The 14,559-nt window shown below is 61.8% G+C and carries 14 protein-coding genes; 9 read left to right on the forward strand and 5 right to left on the reverse strand.

Annotation, left to right across the window (positions count from 1 at the left end; genetic code table 11):
- The first annotated feature begins 197 nt into the window (after window positions 1-197).
- The gene (locus tag AC3ITY_RS15270) at window positions 198-1,238 is read left to right on the forward strand and encodes an Ldh family oxidoreductase (protein WP_489310391.1); all 1,041 of its coding nucleotides are present in this window, start codon (window positions 198-200) and stop codon (window positions 1,236-1,238) included.
- 144 nt (window positions 1,239-1,382) lie between these two features.
- Here the strand turns inward: AC3ITY_RS15270 and AC3ITY_RS15275 are convergent, their stop codons facing one another.
- Complete coding sequence (locus AC3ITY_RS15275; protein WP_489310393.1) at window positions 1,383-1,700, reverse strand: ElaB/YgaM/YqjD family protein; 318 nt, start codon at window positions 1,698-1,700, stop codon at window positions 1,383-1,385.
- A gap of 163 nt (window positions 1,701-1,863) precedes the next feature.
- On the opposite strand from AC3ITY_RS15275, the gene AC3ITY_RS15280 reads away from it, so the two are divergent.
- Window positions 1,864-2,118 (forward strand): hypothetical protein, encoded by a 255-nt coding sequence (locus AC3ITY_RS15280; protein ID WP_057400121.1) that lies wholly within the window; start codon window positions 1,864-1,866, stop codon window positions 2,116-2,118.
- Between the two features lie 9 nt (window positions 2,119-2,127).
- On the opposite strand, the gene AC3ITY_RS15285 is transcribed toward AC3ITY_RS15280, so the two are convergent.
- The gene (locus AC3ITY_RS15285; protein ID WP_489310395.1) at window positions 2,128-3,036 is read right to left on the reverse strand and encodes a LysR family transcriptional regulator; all 909 of its coding nucleotides are present in this window, start codon (window positions 3,034-3,036) and stop codon (window positions 2,128-2,130) included.
- A gap of 84 nt (window positions 3,037-3,120) precedes the next feature.
- On the opposite strand from AC3ITY_RS15285, the gene AC3ITY_RS15290 reads away from it, so the two are divergent.
- The 6 genes from AC3ITY_RS15290 (at window position 3,121) to AC3ITY_RS15315 (ending at window position 9,887) form a co-directional block, all read left to right on the forward strand.
- Window positions 3,121-4,044 (forward strand): carbon-nitrogen hydrolase family protein, encoded by a 924-nt coding sequence (locus AC3ITY_RS15290; protein WP_489310397.1) that lies wholly within the window; start codon window positions 3,121-3,123, stop codon window positions 4,042-4,044.
- Between the two features lie 136 nt (window positions 4,045-4,180).
- Window positions 4,181-5,845, forward strand: a complete 1,665-nt coding sequence (locus AC3ITY_RS15295) for an AMP-binding protein (protein ID WP_489310399.1) — start codon at window positions 4,181-4,183, stop codon at window positions 5,843-5,845.
- Window positions 5,846-5,861: 16 nt separating this feature from the next.
- Window positions 5,862-6,623 (forward strand): SDR family NAD(P)-dependent oxidoreductase, encoded by a 762-nt coding sequence (locus AC3ITY_RS15300; RefSeq protein WP_489310879.1) that lies wholly within the window; start codon window positions 5,862-5,864, stop codon window positions 6,621-6,623.
- Between the two features lie 12 nt (window positions 6,624-6,635).
- A complete protein-coding gene (locus AC3ITY_RS15305; RefSeq protein ID WP_489310401.1) occupies window positions 6,636-7,829 on the forward strand; it encodes an acetyl-CoA C-acyltransferase in 1,194 nt (397 codons plus the stop codon).
- 143 nt (window positions 7,830-7,972) lie between these two features.
- Window positions 7,973-9,100: an acyl-CoA dehydrogenase gene (locus tag AC3ITY_RS15310; protein WP_489310403.1), complete on the forward strand. Its 1,128-nt coding sequence runs from the start codon at window positions 7,973-7,975 to the stop codon at window positions 9,098-9,100.
- A 13-nt stretch (window positions 9,101-9,113) separates the two neighbouring features.
- A complete protein-coding gene (locus AC3ITY_RS15315; RefSeq protein ID WP_057714717.1) occupies window positions 9,114-9,887 on the forward strand; it encodes an enoyl-CoA hydratase in 774 nt (257 codons plus the stop codon).
- Window positions 9,888-10,036: 149 nt separating this feature from the next.
- Here the strand turns inward: AC3ITY_RS15315 and AC3ITY_RS15320 are convergent, their stop codons facing one another.
- The 3 genes from AC3ITY_RS15320 to AC3ITY_RS15330 all read right to left on the reverse strand — a co-directional run bounded on the left by AC3ITY_RS15320 (window position 10,037) and on the right by AC3ITY_RS15330 (window position 13,356).
- Window positions 10,037-11,188 (reverse strand): acyl-CoA dehydrogenase family protein, encoded by a 1,152-nt coding sequence (locus AC3ITY_RS15320; RefSeq protein WP_489310405.1) that lies wholly within the window; start codon window positions 11,186-11,188, stop codon window positions 10,037-10,039.
- 3 nt (window positions 11,189-11,191) lie between these two features.
- Window positions 11,192-12,298, reverse strand: coding sequence for an enoyl-CoA hydratase/isomerase family protein (locus tag AC3ITY_RS15325; RefSeq protein ID WP_489310407.1), 1,107 nt, complete (start codon window positions 12,296-12,298; stop codon window positions 11,192-11,194).
- Between the two features lie 164 nt (window positions 12,299-12,462).
- Complete coding sequence (locus AC3ITY_RS15330; protein ID WP_489310409.1) at window positions 12,463-13,356, reverse strand: LysR family transcriptional regulator; 894 nt, start codon at window positions 13,354-13,356, stop codon at window positions 12,463-12,465.
- A 101-nt stretch (window positions 13,357-13,457) separates the two neighbouring features.
- Here AC3ITY_RS15330 and AC3ITY_RS15335 point away from each other — a divergent pair, with 101 nt between their 5' ends.
- Entirely contained in the window at window positions 13,458-14,549 is a 1,092-nt protein-coding gene (locus tag AC3ITY_RS15335) for a polyamine ABC transporter substrate-binding protein (protein WP_489310411.1), read from the forward strand.
- Window positions 14,550-14,559: the final 10 nt, after the last annotated feature.

The following is a 14,559-nucleotide window of genomic DNA, read 5'->3' on the forward strand; positions in this document are numbered from 1 at the left end:
GTGGATTGAGCATCGAGACTAAAAGCCGGTGCGTTGACACGGGTGGTAAATAGATAACGCACGGACCGCGGGCATTCGTGACAGGGATATACCTCATCGACCCTGAGCGAAAGGTTGACAGGTTGCTCGCCGCGCGTTGTTAATCGGCGGGTCTTTGTACGCTGTTGTTCCCTCCAATAATTAGTCTGGAGCTTCAGATGTCTGCGCCACACGATCACGCGTCTACTGCGGTCTCGTCACACCTGTCACTCGAAGCGCTGAGCGCTTTGCTAGAGAAAATTTTTCTGCATCACGGCACATCGGCCGAGGTTGCCCGGGTGCTGGCGCAAAACTGCGCCGGTGCCGAGCGCGACGGCGCGCACAGTCACGGGGTATTCCGCATTCCAGGTTATGTTTCGACGCTGCAAAGCGGCTGGGTCAATGGCCAGGCCGTTCCGGTGGTCGAAGATGTGGCTTCAGGGTTTGTGCGGGTCGATGCCAATAACGGTTTTGCGCAACCGGCCCTGGCGGCGGCACGCGAGTTACTGGTGCAGAAGGCCCGAAGTGCCGGCATTGCGGTGCTGGCGATCCGTAACTCGCACCATTTCGCTGCCCTATGGCCGGATGTCGAACCCTTCGCGGATGAAGGCCTCGTGGCATTGAGCGTGGTCAACAGCATGACCTGCGTGGTGCCCCACGGCGCCGACCGGCCGCTGTTCGGCACCAACCCGATTGCCTTCGCTGCGCCGCGGGCCGATGGCGCACCGATTGTCTTCGACCTGGCCACCAGTGCCATTGCCCATGGCGATGTGCAAATTGCCGCCCGCGAGGGTGAACGCTTGCCGGCAGGGATGGGCGTGGACAGCCTCGGCCAGCCGACCACAGACCCGAAAGCGATTCTTGAGGGCGGCGCGTTGCTGCCTTTCGGCGGGCACAAGGGCTCGGCGTTGTCGATGATGGTCGAGTTGCTCGCGGCGGCATTGACCGGCGGCAATTTTTCCTTCGAATTCGACTGGAAGAACCACCCCGGCGCCAAGACGCCCTGGACTGGCCAATTGATTATCGTGATCGACCCGAGCAAAGCGGCGGGGCAAAGCTTTGCCGAACGCAGCCAGGAACTGGTGCGGCAAATGCACGGTGTCGGCTTGAAGCGTTTGCCGGGTGACCGGCGTCATCATCAGCGCGCGAAGTCGCTGGCCAATGGCATTGAACTGGATGCCCGGACGCTGGCGAACTTGCGGGAGTTGGCAGGGGGCTGATTCTGTCAGCAGGCGCTGTAGAACCTGTGGGAGCGAGCCTGCTCGCGAAGGCGGTGTATCAATCAACATGGATTTTGACTGACACGACCTCTTCGCGAGCAGGCTCGCTCCCACAGGGTTTTTCGCGGTGTTTGATCGGAATGCTTAGCGACGCCCCAACAACAACCCCACCACCAGGCCAAACCCTGCGGAAATCGCCACGGTTTGCCATGGATGCCCGCCGATATAGGTTTCAGTGGCCTCAACCGCGGGCAGGGTGCGGTCGCGTACGCTACTCACCGAATCCCTGGCCTGCTGGAGTTTCAGGGCGATTTGTCCGCGAAGGGTCTCTGCTTCTTCCCCGACCAGCGAGGCGCTGCTTTTCAGCAGCTTTTCCGACTCTTCGATCAGCGATTGAAGCTCGCTGAACGCTTGATCCTTGATTTGATCTTCGGCGGCTTGCAGGGCGGTTTTGCGGGCCATTGAAGTACTCCTTGCAGGTAAGTGGACAGTGAACAATGGAGTCAGCCGTCGTCGGAAAAGTTGCAGCTATTTGCCCGGGGAGGTCATCTTGCTGAAAAACCGGCGCAGGACATTTCGTCCTACAGTGTAAGATGTCGCCTATTTTACGCAGCAGGAAATTCCCATGAGCTTCAATCTGGCCGACAAACCCCTCGCCGAGCGCGCTGCGCTTGAAGACGAGAAATCCCGTCTGTTCGAACTCTGGCAAAACAACCTGGGCAAAGCCAAGGGTGAGGCCGCGCGGTTGTTCGGCGAACGGGCCAAGCGCAAAGGCAAGTGGGCGGAATGGGTGCGCGCCGAGTTGGACGGCATGTCGCCCCCGGAATTCGCCAACATGGTGCGCAGTGAAGTCAATCGTCTGATGGCGGCCAACAAATAACATCGGCCGTCAGGCGAAGCTCGCGATGATCGCCTCACGTACTTTCAACACCACCGGGTCGAGCTGGGTACTGGTCCGCCAGCCCAGTTCGATCGGGTAGCGCGGCAAGGCCAGGGGGCAGGGCAGCAGCGCCAGCCCGCTGAGCGTTGCGATGCTTTGGGCGGCATGGGCCGGAATGGTCGCCACGGCCCGGCTGCCTTTGAGCAAATGCGGCAACGCGGCAAAATGCGTGGTCGAGGCGCACACCCTCCGGCTCAGCCCCAGCGCCGCCAATCCCTCATCGGTAATCCCGATAAAACCGCCGGACGACACCAGAATGTGTTCGCGGGCCACAAACTCCTCGAGACTGATGCTCTGCTGGCCCTCGACCAGGCTCGACGGGTCCGCCAGGCACAGATAGCCGCCTTCCCCCAGCACCTGACGGCTGAGCAGCCGCTCGGCGAACCCGCCCGCGGCAATCGCCAGGTCAATGCTGCGCTCCATCAACGCCTGGGCGACGATCTGGCTATGGGTCTGGCGGAAAATCAGCCGCAGTTTCGGCGCACACCGGGCGATTTCTTCGATCAGCCGCCGGCCGTAGGCAATCTCGAAATCATCCGACATTCCCACGGTGACCGAGCGACCTTCGTACTGTTGCGCTGCCGGATCGACCATCGCCAGGCTCTGCCGGCATTTGTTCAGGGCATCGCTGACCACCGGTTTGAGCTGGTTGGCCTTGAGCGAGGGGGCCAGGCCACGTCCGGTGCGCACGAACAGCTGATCGCCATACACCTCACGCAAGCGACGCAAGGCCGCGCTGACAGCCGATTGCGTCACGCCCAGGCGCAGTGCGGCACGGCTGGCGCTGGACTCTTCGTGCAGTGCTTCGAAGACTTTGAGCAGGTTGAGGTCGACGTCGGTGATATTCATTTGGTTCATATCATTCAGCAGTGAATCGGTCTTTATTGATGATCACGTGACGCCGGAGAATGAGCAACACCTGATGCGAATGGAGTTTCCAAGATGCCCAAATCAATCGTTGCGGCCCTGCAAATCGGCGCCTTGCCCGGTGGCAAGGCTGAAACCCTGGAACAGATCCTGTCCTATGAAAACGCGATCATCTCGTCCGGCGCCGGGTTGGTGGTGATGCCGGAAGCGCTGCTGGGCGGTTATCCCAAAGGCGAGGGCTTTGGCACCCAATTGGGCTATCGCCTGCCGCAAGGGCGCGAAGCCTTTGCTCGCTATTTTGCCAATGCCATCAACGTACCCGGCGTGGAGACCGAGGCGCTGGCCGCGCTGTCCGCACGCACCGCAGCGAATCTGGTGATAGGCGTGATCGAGCGCGCGGGCAGCACCTTGTACTGCACCGCGCTGTACTTTGATCCGCAGGCCGGGCTGGTGGCCAAACACCGCAAGCTAATGCCCACTGGCACCGAACGGCTGATCTGGGGCAAGGGCGATGGTTCGACGCTTCCGGTGATCGACAGCCAGGTCGGGCGCGTCGGTGCGCTGGTGTGCTGGGAAAACATGATGCCGCTGCTGCGCACGGCGATGTACGCCAAGGGCGTAGAAGTGTGGTGCGCGCCGACTGTGGACGAGCGGGAGATGTGGCAGGTCAGCATGCGTCACATTGCCCATGAGGGGCGCTGCTTCGTGGTCAGCGCCTGCCAGGTCCAGGCATCGCCCCAGGCCTTGGGTGTGGACATCGCCAACTGGCCGGCGGATCGGCCGTTGATCGCCGGCGGCAGCGTGATCGTCGGTCCCATGGGCGACATCCTCGCAGGACCTCTGCGCGACAGCGCCGGGCTGCTCACCGCGCAAATCGACACCGACGACCTGGTACGCGCCCGCTACGACTATGACGTGGTCGGGCATTACGCCCGCCCGGATGTGTTCGAACTGACCGTGGACGAACGGGCCAAACCCGGGGTGCGCTTCATCGCTTGATACCCTGCGGGCTTTGGCCAAAGCAGTCAGACAACTTGATAGCTTTGACCATTGCCCGCCACCCCGCGCAGAGCGAGTATTTCCCTGTTGATTACGGTTCCCCCCAACCTAATAAAAACACAGAGGGATTCTGGCAATGCGCGATTACTTGTCTGCTACTTCTCAGTTCAACTTTCAGCACACCGTCGATGCCGCACTCGCGGGCGATCTGACGGCCCTCAACGCCTGTGTCGAATGCTGTGACCGGCACGCCTTGCCGGGTCGCATCGCGCTGTTCTGGGAAGGACGCGACGGCACCGGTGCGACGTACACCTTCACCGACTTGCAGGACAAGGCCGCGCGTTTCGCCAACTACCTGCTGGCCCAGGGCGTGAAGAAAGGCGACAAGGTCGCCGGCCTGTTGCCACGCAATATCGAACTGTTGATCACCGTATTCGCCACCTGGCGCATCGGCGCGGTGTATCAACCGCTGTTTACCGCGTTCGGCCCCAAGGCCATCGAGCATCGCCTTAACAGCTCTGGCGCCAAAGTGGTGGTGACCGATGCAGTGAACCGGCCGAAGCTCGCCGAAGTCGTCGATTGCCCGACCACGGTGACCGTCACCGGCGCCAAAGGGCAGGGGCTGGTTCGTGGCGATTTCAGTTTCTGGGCCGAACTGGCCAATTATTCCGCCGACTGTGAACCGGTGCTGCTGACCGGCGAAGATCCGTTCCTGCTGATGTTCACCTCGGGCACCACCGGCCCGTCGAAAGCACTGTCGGTGCCGCTCAAGGCCATCGTTGCGTTCCAGAGCTACACCCGCGATGCGGTGGATCTGCGCCCGGAAGACGCGTTCTGGAACGTCGCCGACCCGGGTTGGGCCTACGGTATTTATTTCGGTGTCACCGGGCCAATGTCCATGGGGCATCCGATCACCTTTTACGATGGCCCGTTCACCCTCGAAAGCACCTGCCGGGTAATCAACAAGTACGGGATCACCAACCTCACCGGTTCGCCGACGGCCTACCGTTTGCTGATTGCCGGCGGCGATGAATTCGCCAGATCGATCAAGGGCAAGCTGCGTATCGTCAGCAGCGCCGGCGAGCCGCTGAACCCGGAAGTGATCCGCTGGTTCGCCGACAACCTCGGCGTGGTCATCCACGACCACTACGGCCAGACCGAACTGGGCATGGTGCTGTGCAACCACCACGGCCTGGAACATCCGATTCACATGGGTGCCGCCGGTTTTGCCTCGCCGGGCCACCGTATCGTGGTACTGGACGACGAATACAAGGAACTCGGCGTTGGCCAGCCCGGCATCCTGGCCATCGACCGCAGCCAGTCGCCGATGTGCTGGTTCGCCGGTTACGAAGGCGGGCCGACCAAGGCCTTTGTCGGCAACTATTACCTGAGTGGCGACACCGTCGAGTGGAACCCGGACGGCAGCATCAGCTTCGTCGGTCGCAGTGATGACGTGATCACCACCTCTGGCTACCGGGTCGGTCCGTTCGACGTGGAAAGTGCGCTGATCGAACACCCGGCCGTGGTCGAGGCTGCAGTGGTCGGCAAGCCCGATCCGGAGCGTACCGAACTGGTCAAGGCCTTCGTCGTGCTCAGCCCGCAATACCGCGCCGCCCCCGAGTTGGCCGAAGAGCTGCGCCAACACGTGCGCAAGCGTCTGGCGGCGCACTCGTACCCCCGTGAAATCGAATTTGTCAGCGAGTTGCCGAAAACCCCCAGTGGCAAATTGCAGCGCTTTATCTTGCGCAACCAGGAAATCGCCAAGGCTCAAGAGGCCGCGGCGAAGAACCTTCCAGCTTGAATCCAGGGAAACAATGATGCAGATCCAGAACAAGATTTTTATCGTCACCGGTGGCGCGTCCGGCCTCGGTGCCGCCACCGCCGAGGTGCTGGTCGCCGCTGGCGCGAAAGTGATGCTGGTGGACATGAACGCCGAAGCCGTTGCAGCCCAGGCCCAGCGCCTTGGCGCGCAAAGCGTGGTGGCGGACATCAGCAACGAAGCGGCGGCCGAAGCCGCGGTGCAGGCGACGGTCAAAGCCTTTGGCGGCCTCAATGGTCTGGTCAACTGCGCCGGCATCGTGCGTGGCGAGAAGATTCTCGGCAAGAATGGTCCACACGCACTGGCCAGTTTCAGCCAGGTGATCAACGTCAACCTGATCGGCAGCTTCAACATGTTGCGCCTCGCCGCCGCAGCGATTGCCGAGACCGAAGCGGATGCCGACGGCGAGCGCGGCGTGATCATCAACACCGCGTCTGCTGCGGCCTATGACGGTCAGATCGGTCAGGCCGCTTACTCGGCGTCCAAGGGCGCGATCGTCAGCCTGACCTTGCCGGCGGCCCGTGAGCTGGCGCGCTTCGGCATCCGTGTCATGACGATCGCCCCCGGCATCTTCGAGACGCCGATGATGGCCGGCATGACCCAGGAAGTCCGCGATTCCCTGGCCGCTGGCGTGCCATTCCCGCCGCGCCTGGGCAAACCGGGCGAGTATGCCGGGCTGGTCAAGCATATTATTGAAAACAGCATGCTCAACGGCGAGGTAATCCGTCTCGACGGTGCCTTGCGCATGGCCGCCAAGTAAGGAGGATTTGTCATGACCCTGTCCAACGATCCAATTGTTATCGTCAGCGCCGTCCGCACCCCGATGGGTGGTTTCCAGGGCGAACTGAAAAGCCTGACCGCGCCGCAACTCGGCGCGGCGGCCATCAAAGCAGCGGTGGAACGCGCTGGCGTTGCCAGCGACTCTGTCGACGAAGTGTTGTTCGGCTGCGTGCTGCCGGCAGGCCTTGGCCAGGCCCCTGCGCGTCAGGCGGCGCTGGGCGCGGGGCTGGATAAATCGACTCGCTGCACCACCCTGAACAAGATGTGCGGTTCCGGCATGGAAGCGGCGATTCTGGCCCATGACATGCTGGTGGCGGGCAGTGCCGACGTCGTGGTCGCCGGTGGCATGGAAAGCATGTCCAACGCGCCTTACCTGCTGGACCGCGCCCGTGCCGGCTACCGCATGGGCCATGGCCGGGTGCAGGACTCGATGTTCCTCGACGGCCTCGAAGACGCCTACGACAAGGGCCGCCTGATGGGCACCTTCGCCGAAGAATGCGCCGAAACCAACAGCTTCAGCCGTGAAGCCCAGGACGCGTTCGCCATTGCCTCGACCACTCGCGCGCAGCAGGCGATCAAGGACGGCAGCTTCAAGGACGAAATTGTCCCGCTGACCGTGACGCTCGGCAAAGAGCAGGTGGTGATCAGCAATGACGAGCAGCCGCCAAAAGCCAGGCTGGACAAGATCTCTTCGTTGAAACCGGCGTTCCGCGAAGGCGGTACGGTGACGGCGGCCAACTCCAGTTCGATCTCCGACGGTGCCGCCGCGTTGGTGCTGATGCGCCAGTCGCAGGCACAGAAACAAGGCCTGAAGCCGTTGGCGGTGATTCATGGTCACGCCGCGTTCGCCGACACCCCGGGCCTGTTCCCGGTGGCACCGATTGGCGCAATCAAGAAGTTGATGAAAAAAACCGGCTGGTCGCTCAACGACGTCGATCTGGTGGAAGTCAATGAAGCCTTCGCCGTGGTCGGCATGGCCGCGATGACTCATCTGGAAATTCCCCACGAGAAACTCAACGTGCACGGCGGTGCTTGCGCCCTTGGTCACCCGATCGGGGCGTCCGGTGCGCGGATTCTGGTGACCCTGCTTTCGGCCCTGCGCCAGAAAGGCCTGAAACGCGGCGTTGCAGCGATTTGTATCGGCGGCGGTGAAGCGACGGCCATGGCCGTGGAATGCCTCTATTAAGGCCAGCGCCCCCCTGTAGGAGCGAGCTTGCTCGCGAAGGACGTCAACGATGACGAGGGCTGCCTGGATGAATGCGGCGCTCTCAGGCCCTTCGCGAGCAAGCTCGCTCCTACAGGGGGGCAATTAAACTTCAAGGATTCACCATGATCCCCAATGACGACCAACAACAAATCCGCGACATGGCCCGGGACTTTGCCCAGGAACGGCTGAAACCGTTCGCCGCCGAGTGGGATCGCGAGCATCGCTTTCCCAAGGAAGCCATCGGCGAGATGGCCGGGTTGGGCTTCTTCGGCATGCTGGTGCCGGAGCAGTGGGGCGGATGCGACACCGGTTACCTGGCCTATGCCATGGCGCTGGAAGAAATCGCCGCCGGCGATGGCGCCTGCTCGACCATCATGAGCGTGCACAACTCCGTGGGCTGTGTGCCGATCCTCAACTACGGCACCGATGAGCAGAAAGAGCGCTTTCTCAAACCGCTGGCCAGCGGTGCGATGCTCGGCGCTTTCGCCCTGACTGAACCCCAGGCCGGTTCCGACGCCAGTGGCCTGAAAACCCGTGCGCGCCTGGAAGGCGATCATTACGTGCTCAACGGCTGCAAGCAATTCATCACCTCCGGGCAGAATGCCGGGGTGGTGATCGTGTTTGCGGTGACCGATCCGAGCGCTGGAAAACGCGGCATCAGCGCCTTTATCGTGCCGACCGAATCGCAGGGCTACACCGTTGCGCGGGTCGAAGACAAGCTCGGTCAGCATGCGTCCGACACCTGCCAGATCCTCTTCGAAGACGTGAAGGTGCCGCTGGCCAACCGTTTGGGCGAGGAGGGCGAAGGCTACAGGATTGCCCTGGCCAACCTTGAAGGCGGCCGCGTCGGCATCGCTTCGCAATCGGTGGGCATGGCCCGCGCCGCATTCGAAGCGGCTCGCGACTACGCCCGCGAACGCGAGAGCTTCGGCAAGCCGATCATCGAGCACCAGGCTGTGGCCTTCCGTCTGGCGGATATGGCGACCCAGATCGCCGTGGCGCGGCAAATGGTGCACTACGCCGCCGCCCTGCGTGACAGCGGCAAGCCAGCGCTGGTCGAAGCGTCGATGGCCAAACTGTTCGCCTCGGAAATGGCCGAGAAGGTATGCTCCTCGGCGCTGCAAACCCTGGGCGGTTACGGTTACCTCAACGACTTCCCGCTGGAGCGGATCTACCGCGACGTGCGGGTCTGCCAGATCTACGAAGGCACCAGCGATATTCAGCGCATGGTTATTTCGCGCAATCTATAAGAAGGAGTCCCCTGTGAGCTATGAAACGATTTTGCTGGAAACCCACGGCCGCGTTGGCCTGATCACTCTCAACCGTCCACAAGCGTTGAACGCGTTGAATGCGCAGATCGTCAGCGAACTGAACCAGGCCCTCGATGGCTTCGAGGCTGACTCGAACATCGGCTGCATTGTCCTGACCGGTTCGAAAAAAGCCTTCGCCGCCGGTGCCGACATCAAGGAAATGGCCGAGCTGACCTATCCGCAGATCTACATCGACGACCTGTTCAGCGACAGCGATCGCGTGGCCAACCGCCGCAAGCCGATCATCGCGGCGGTCAATGGTTTCGCTTTGGGCGGTGGCTGCGAACTGGCGCTGATGTGCGACTTCATCCTGGCCGGTGACAACGCCAGATTCGGCCAGCCGGAAATCAACCTCGGCGTGCTGCCGGGCATGGGCGGCACCCAACGCCTGACCCGCGCCGTGGGCAAGGCCAAGGCCATGGAAATGTGCCTGAGCGGTCGTCTGATCGATGCCGTGGAAGCGGAGCGTTGCGGCATCGTGGCGCGTATCGTGCCGAGCGATGAGCTGCTGGACGAAGCGCTGAAAGTCGCGGCGCTGATCGCCAAGAAGTCGTTGCCGATTGCGATGATGGTCAAGGAAAGCGTCAACCGTGCCTTTGAAGTGAGCCTGGCCGAAGGTGTGCGCTTTGAGCGCCGGGTGTTCCATGCGGCATTTGCGACGCAGGATCAGAAGGAAGGGATGGCGGCGTTTATTGCCAAGCGTGAGGCCGAGTTCCAAGGCAAGTGATGTTAACGCCATTTTGAGCAAGCCTGCTCCTGTAGGAGCGAGCTTGCTCCGGGCGGCGATCCGACGAAAAACCTGAGGGCACCGGGTTGATTCAGGTGCCCCGCGTCATCGTTGACCTCCATCGCGAGCAAGCTCGCTCCTACAGGGCTTCACACCAGGTAGTTTTTGAGTTCGCGGGCAATCACCATCCGCTGAATCTCGCTCGACCCTTCGTAGATCTGTGTGATCCGCGCATCCCGGTAATACTTCTCCACCGGATAGTCTTCCAGGTACCCATACCCGCCATGAATCTGAATGGCGGACGAGCAGACCTTTTCCGCCATTTCCGACGCAAACAGCTTGGCTTGTGACGCCTCCGACAGGCAGGGTTTGCCGGCCGTGCGCAGGCGTGCGGCGTGCAGGATCATCAACCGAGCGGCGTTCAATTGCATGTGCATGTCGGCCAGCAAATTGGCGATGCTCTGGTGCTCATTGATCGTTTTGCCAAACTGCACACGATCACGGGAGTAGGCCAGCGCCGCTTCAAACGCAGCGCGGGCGATGCCCAGCGCCTGAGCTGCGATGCCGATTCGGCCGCCTTCGAGGTTGGACAGGGCAATGGCAAGACCCTTGCCGCGCTCACCTAACAGATTGGCTTCGGGAATGGTGCAGTTGTTCAGGGTCACCGCGCAGGTGTCGGAAGCACGGATGCCCATCTTGTGTTCAGTGCGGTCGACGATAAAACCGGCAGTGTCGGTCGGCACCAGGAACGCCGAGATGCCACGTTTGCCCAGGTCCGGATCGGTCACGGCAAACACAATCGCCAGCTTGGCGCGCTTGCCATTGCTGACGAATTGCTTGGCGCCGTTGATCACCCACTGGCCGTCGCGCAGTTCGGCGCGGGTGCGCAGGTTGTGCGCCTCGGAACCGGCCTGGGGCTCGGTCAGGCAGAAGCAGCCGATGACCTGGCCGCTGGCCAGGTCCGCCAACCACTTCTGTTTCTGTTCTTCGCTGCCGTAGTTGAGTACCGGCCCGCAGCCCACGGAGTTGTGGATACTCATGAAGGCGCCGGTAGCACCGTCGCCGGCGGAAATCTCTTCTACCGCCAAGGCGTAGGCCACGTAGTCGACATAGGTGCCACCCCATTCCTCGGGGACCACCATGCCCAGCAAGCCCAATTCGCCCATCTTCGCCACCAGACCGTCGTCGATCCAGCCGGCCTTTTCCCAGGCCTGGGCATGGGGCGCGATTTCGCCGCGGGCAAAATCCCGGGCCATGTCGCGGATCATGACTTGCTCTTCGCTCAATTCGATATCGTGCATGGCTCAGCTCTCGCTCTGGTCAAACTCGCTGAAGAAGCTCGCCACGTGTTCGGCGTCCAGCGCCTCAAGGGTGGGCGGGTTCCAGCGTGGTGTCTTGTCTTTGTCGATCAGCAAGGCGCGCACGCCTTCGATCAGGTCGCCGCGCTCGAACCACTGGCGGTCCAGATGCAGCTCAAGGGCGAAACATTGTTCAAGGGGCAGTTCGCGTCCGCGCCGCAACATTTCCAGGGTCACGGCCATGGCCAGCGGCGAGCGGGTTTCCAGCAGGTCGGCGGTGGTGACGGCCCACTCATGGCTGTCGGCGACCGTTACCTGACGTAGTTGCTTCACAATACTCGGCACATCGGGTTGGGCGAAGAAGTGGTCGATGGCCGGGCGCAAAGTCGCCAGTGGCGCATCGGGCAGTTGCTGCACGGCGAATTTCGCCAGCAGGCCTTGCAGGTCCTTGAGCGGCGTGTCGTGCCATTCGAGCTGGTCAAGTTTTTCGTCCAGCGTGCCCAGCTTGGCGCTTTCGAGGTACCAGTCCGCCAGCCCGCAATACAGTGCATCGGCGGCGCGAATCTGTACCCCTGTGACACCGAGGTAAATCCCCAGTTCACCAGGGATGCGCGGCAGGAAGTAACTGCCGCCGACGTCCGGGAAGTAGCCGATGCCGACTTCCGGCATGGCCAGGCGGCTTTTTTCGGTGACCACGCGCAAATCTGCGCCTTGCACCAGGCCCATGCCGCCGCCGAGGACAAAACCGTCCATCAGGGCCAGCACCGGTTTGCGGTAGTGGTGGATCGCGAGGTCGAGGGCGTATTCCTCGACGAAGAAATCTTCGTGCAAGGTGTCGCCGCTTTTGAAGCTGTCATGCAGCGAGCGAATATCTCCACCGGCGCAGAAGGCTTTTTCGCCGGCACCGCGCAGGACCACGGCATGTACTTGCGGATCCTGTGCCCAGGCGTCGAGCTGGCGGTGCAAGTTGCGCACCATGTCCAGGGTGAGGGCATTGAGGCCGGCGGGGCGATTGAGGGTCAGATGACCAATGTGGTTGCGAACCTCGGCCAGCACTTCGTTCTGCATGGCATCCATGGACTGAGTCCTGGGAGAAGAAACCTGAGCAGTCATCACTAACTCCCTGCTTTTATTGTTCTTTATAGAGATGCTCGCGCGCGAGCGATGGCGGATCGTATCAGTGCAAATTTGCCTTGTACAACCCGGATAAGTGCAGGTTGTCTGTGCATTTTTGCATGTCGGTGTCCGGTATTGTTACAGCTTAGACCAAGGCGAATTCAGGCAAACGCCGCGAGCAGATCCTCTTCGAATGCCTTCTGCGCCTCGCCGGCCACCTGCGCCCGGTGCCGGGCCAGATGAAACGCGACATCGAAACTCATGTCGGCTCGGCGCACGGCCCTGAGCAAACCCTTGTCTTCCCAGTCGCGGGCGAAGTGGTTGGGCAAGTAACCGACATGCTTGCCGGAAAGGATGAAGGCGAGGGTGCCTTCGACTTGTTCGGAGCGCGCCGAACACAACTTGCCCTGGAAGGGTTCGTCACTGCGCAGGAAACGGTAGGGGTGATCGACCCGGTCGCTGGCCTGCAGATCCTGATCGTTGGGGGCCGGGTTGGTGAACAGCGGATGGCCGGGGGCGCAATACAGATGCTGGGTTTCAATGAACAACTGGCGGTAGTCAAAGGCGCTTTGCACTTGCGAGAAATAGCCGATGGCCAGGTCCAGGCGCTGTTGCAGCAACAAGCGCTCCATCTCGCCGGGCATGGCGCTGATCAGTTCGATGCGCACTGACTCGTCGCGCTCACGGAAGCGCCGGATCGCCTCGGCTACCCGTTGCAGCACCGATTGATCCAGGGCCTCGGACAGGCCCAGGCGCACCTCGCCAATCAAGCGCCCGGCCACGCCGTTGGATTGATGACGGAAGGCTTCGATGGACTGGAACAATCCACGGGTGGCGCTGAGCAGTTGTTCGCCCTTGGGCGTGATCCGGAACCCGCCCTTGCCGCGACTGCATAGCCGATAGCCAAGGCGCGTTTCCAGTTTGGCCATTTGCTGGCTGATGCTCGACTGGCTCAACCCCAACTCGCCCTGGGCGGCGCTGAAGCCGCCGCACTCCACCACGCTGACAAACAGACGCAACAATTGCAGATCCAGATCATGCAGTTGGCCGAGCATCAAACATTACTCCGTCATAAAGTCAGGTTAATTAACTTTGTATTTCACCAATGTATCCGACGACGCATCCTGCAACCACTTCCTCTGGTCAGGTGTTCGTCATGGCTCCCATGTTCAAGCTGTGTTTACCCGCGCTGTTGCTCGCCGTCGCCGTTTCGGCCCAGGCCGAGGACAAGGTGGTCAATCTGTACAGTTGGGCCGATTACGTAGCCCCTGAAACCCTGCAACGGTTTGAGCAGGAGACGGGTATCCATGTGCGCTACGACACCTTCGACTCTTCGGAAGTACTGGAGACCAAGCTGCTCACCGGCGGCAGCGGTTATGACGTGGTGGTGCCGTCCTCCAGCGTGCTGGCCCGGGGGCTCGCGGCGGGGGCGTTGAAACCGATTCCCCACGAAGGACTCAAGGGTTACGCCAACCTCGATCCGGACTTGCTGGAAAAACTCGCCGCCGTCGACCCGGGCAACCGCTATGGCGTGCCTTACACCTGGGGCACCCTGGGTTTGGGCATGAACGTCGAGGCGGTTAAGCAGCGTTTGCCGGATGCGCCGCTCAACAGCCTGGACCTGCTGTTCAAGTCCGAGTACGCGAGCAAGTTGAAGGACTGCGGCATCGCTATTCTCGACTCGCCCCAGGAGGTGATCGGGCTGGCGCTGCATTATCTGGGTAAAGATCCCTACAGCACGGACAAGAACGATCTGTCAGCCGCCGAGGCGTTGCTGCATCAGCTACAGCCGAACGTACTGTACGTCGCTACCGGGCGGCAGATCAGCGATCTGGCCAATGGCAGCGTGTGCCTGGCACTGACCTACAACGGCGACGCGAGCATGGCCGCCGACCAGGCACGCAAGGCCAACAAACCCTATGAAATCGCCTACCGGATTCCCAGGGAAGGCACCCTCGTGTGGCAGGACAACCTGGCGATCCCCAAGGACGCGCCACACCCCGAAGCCGCCCGCGCCTTTATCGAATTCATGTTGCGCCCCGAGTCCGTGGCCGCACTGACCAACACCTTGTTCTTCGCCACGGCGAACCAGGCCGCTACGCCGCTGGTGGATGAAGCGGTGCGTACCGACCCGGACATCTACCCGCTGGCCGACGTGCGGGAACGGCTGTACGCCGACCGCAGCATGAGCCTCAAGGACATGCGCCAGCGCACCCGCTTGTGGACCACTTTCCGTAGCCGCCAATAAGAAAAGAGAA

Source organism: Pseudomonas sp. GL_091, from assembly GCF_057837725.1.

Excerpts from the sequence above, each read along its gene's own strand:
- AC3ITY_RS15270 (WP_489310391.1), top strand. The coding sequence starts at position 198 with ATGTCTGCGCCACACGATCACGCGTCTACTGCGGTCTCGTCACACCTG.
- AC3ITY_RS15275 (WP_489310393.1), bottom strand. The coding sequence starts at position 1,700 with ATGGCCCGCAAAACCGCCCTGCAAGCCGCCGAAGATCAAATCAAGGAT.
- AC3ITY_RS15280 (WP_057400121.1), top strand. The coding sequence starts at position 1,864 with ATGAGCTTCAATCTGGCCGACAAACCCCTCGCCGAGCGCGCTGCGCTT.
- AC3ITY_RS15285 (WP_489310395.1), bottom strand. The coding sequence starts at position 3,036 with ATGAACCAAATGAATATCACCGACGTCGACCTCAACCTGCTCAAAGTC.
- AC3ITY_RS15290 (WP_489310397.1), top strand. The coding sequence starts at position 3,121 with ATGCCCAAATCAATCGTTGCGGCCCTGCAAATCGGCGCCTTGCCCGGT.
- AC3ITY_RS15295 (WP_489310399.1), top strand. The coding sequence starts at position 4,181 with ATGCGCGATTACTTGTCTGCTACTTCTCAGTTCAACTTTCAGCACACC.
- AC3ITY_RS15300 (WP_489310879.1), top strand. The coding sequence starts at position 5,862 with ATGCAGATCCAGAACAAGATTTTTATCGTCACCGGTGGCGCGTCCGGC.
- AC3ITY_RS15305 (WP_489310401.1), top strand. The coding sequence starts at position 6,636 with ATGACCCTGTCCAACGATCCAATTGTTATCGTCAGCGCCGTCCGCACC.
- AC3ITY_RS15310 (WP_489310403.1), top strand. The coding sequence starts at position 7,973 with ATGATCCCCAATGACGACCAACAACAAATCCGCGACATGGCCCGGGAC.
- AC3ITY_RS15320 (WP_489310405.1), bottom strand. The coding sequence starts at position 11,188 with ATGCACGATATCGAATTGAGCGAAGAGCAAGTCATGATCCGCGACATG.
- AC3ITY_RS15325 (WP_489310407.1), bottom strand. The coding sequence starts at position 12,298 with ATGACTGCTCAGGTTTCTTCTCCCAGGACTCAGTCCATGGATGCCATG.
- AC3ITY_RS15330 (WP_489310409.1), bottom strand. The coding sequence starts at position 13,356 with ATGCTCGGCCAACTGCATGATCTGGATCTGCAATTGTTGCGTCTGTTT.
- AC3ITY_RS15335 (WP_489310411.1), top strand. The coding sequence starts at position 13,458 with ATGGCTCCCATGTTCAAGCTGTGTTTACCCGCGCTGTTGCTCGCCGTC.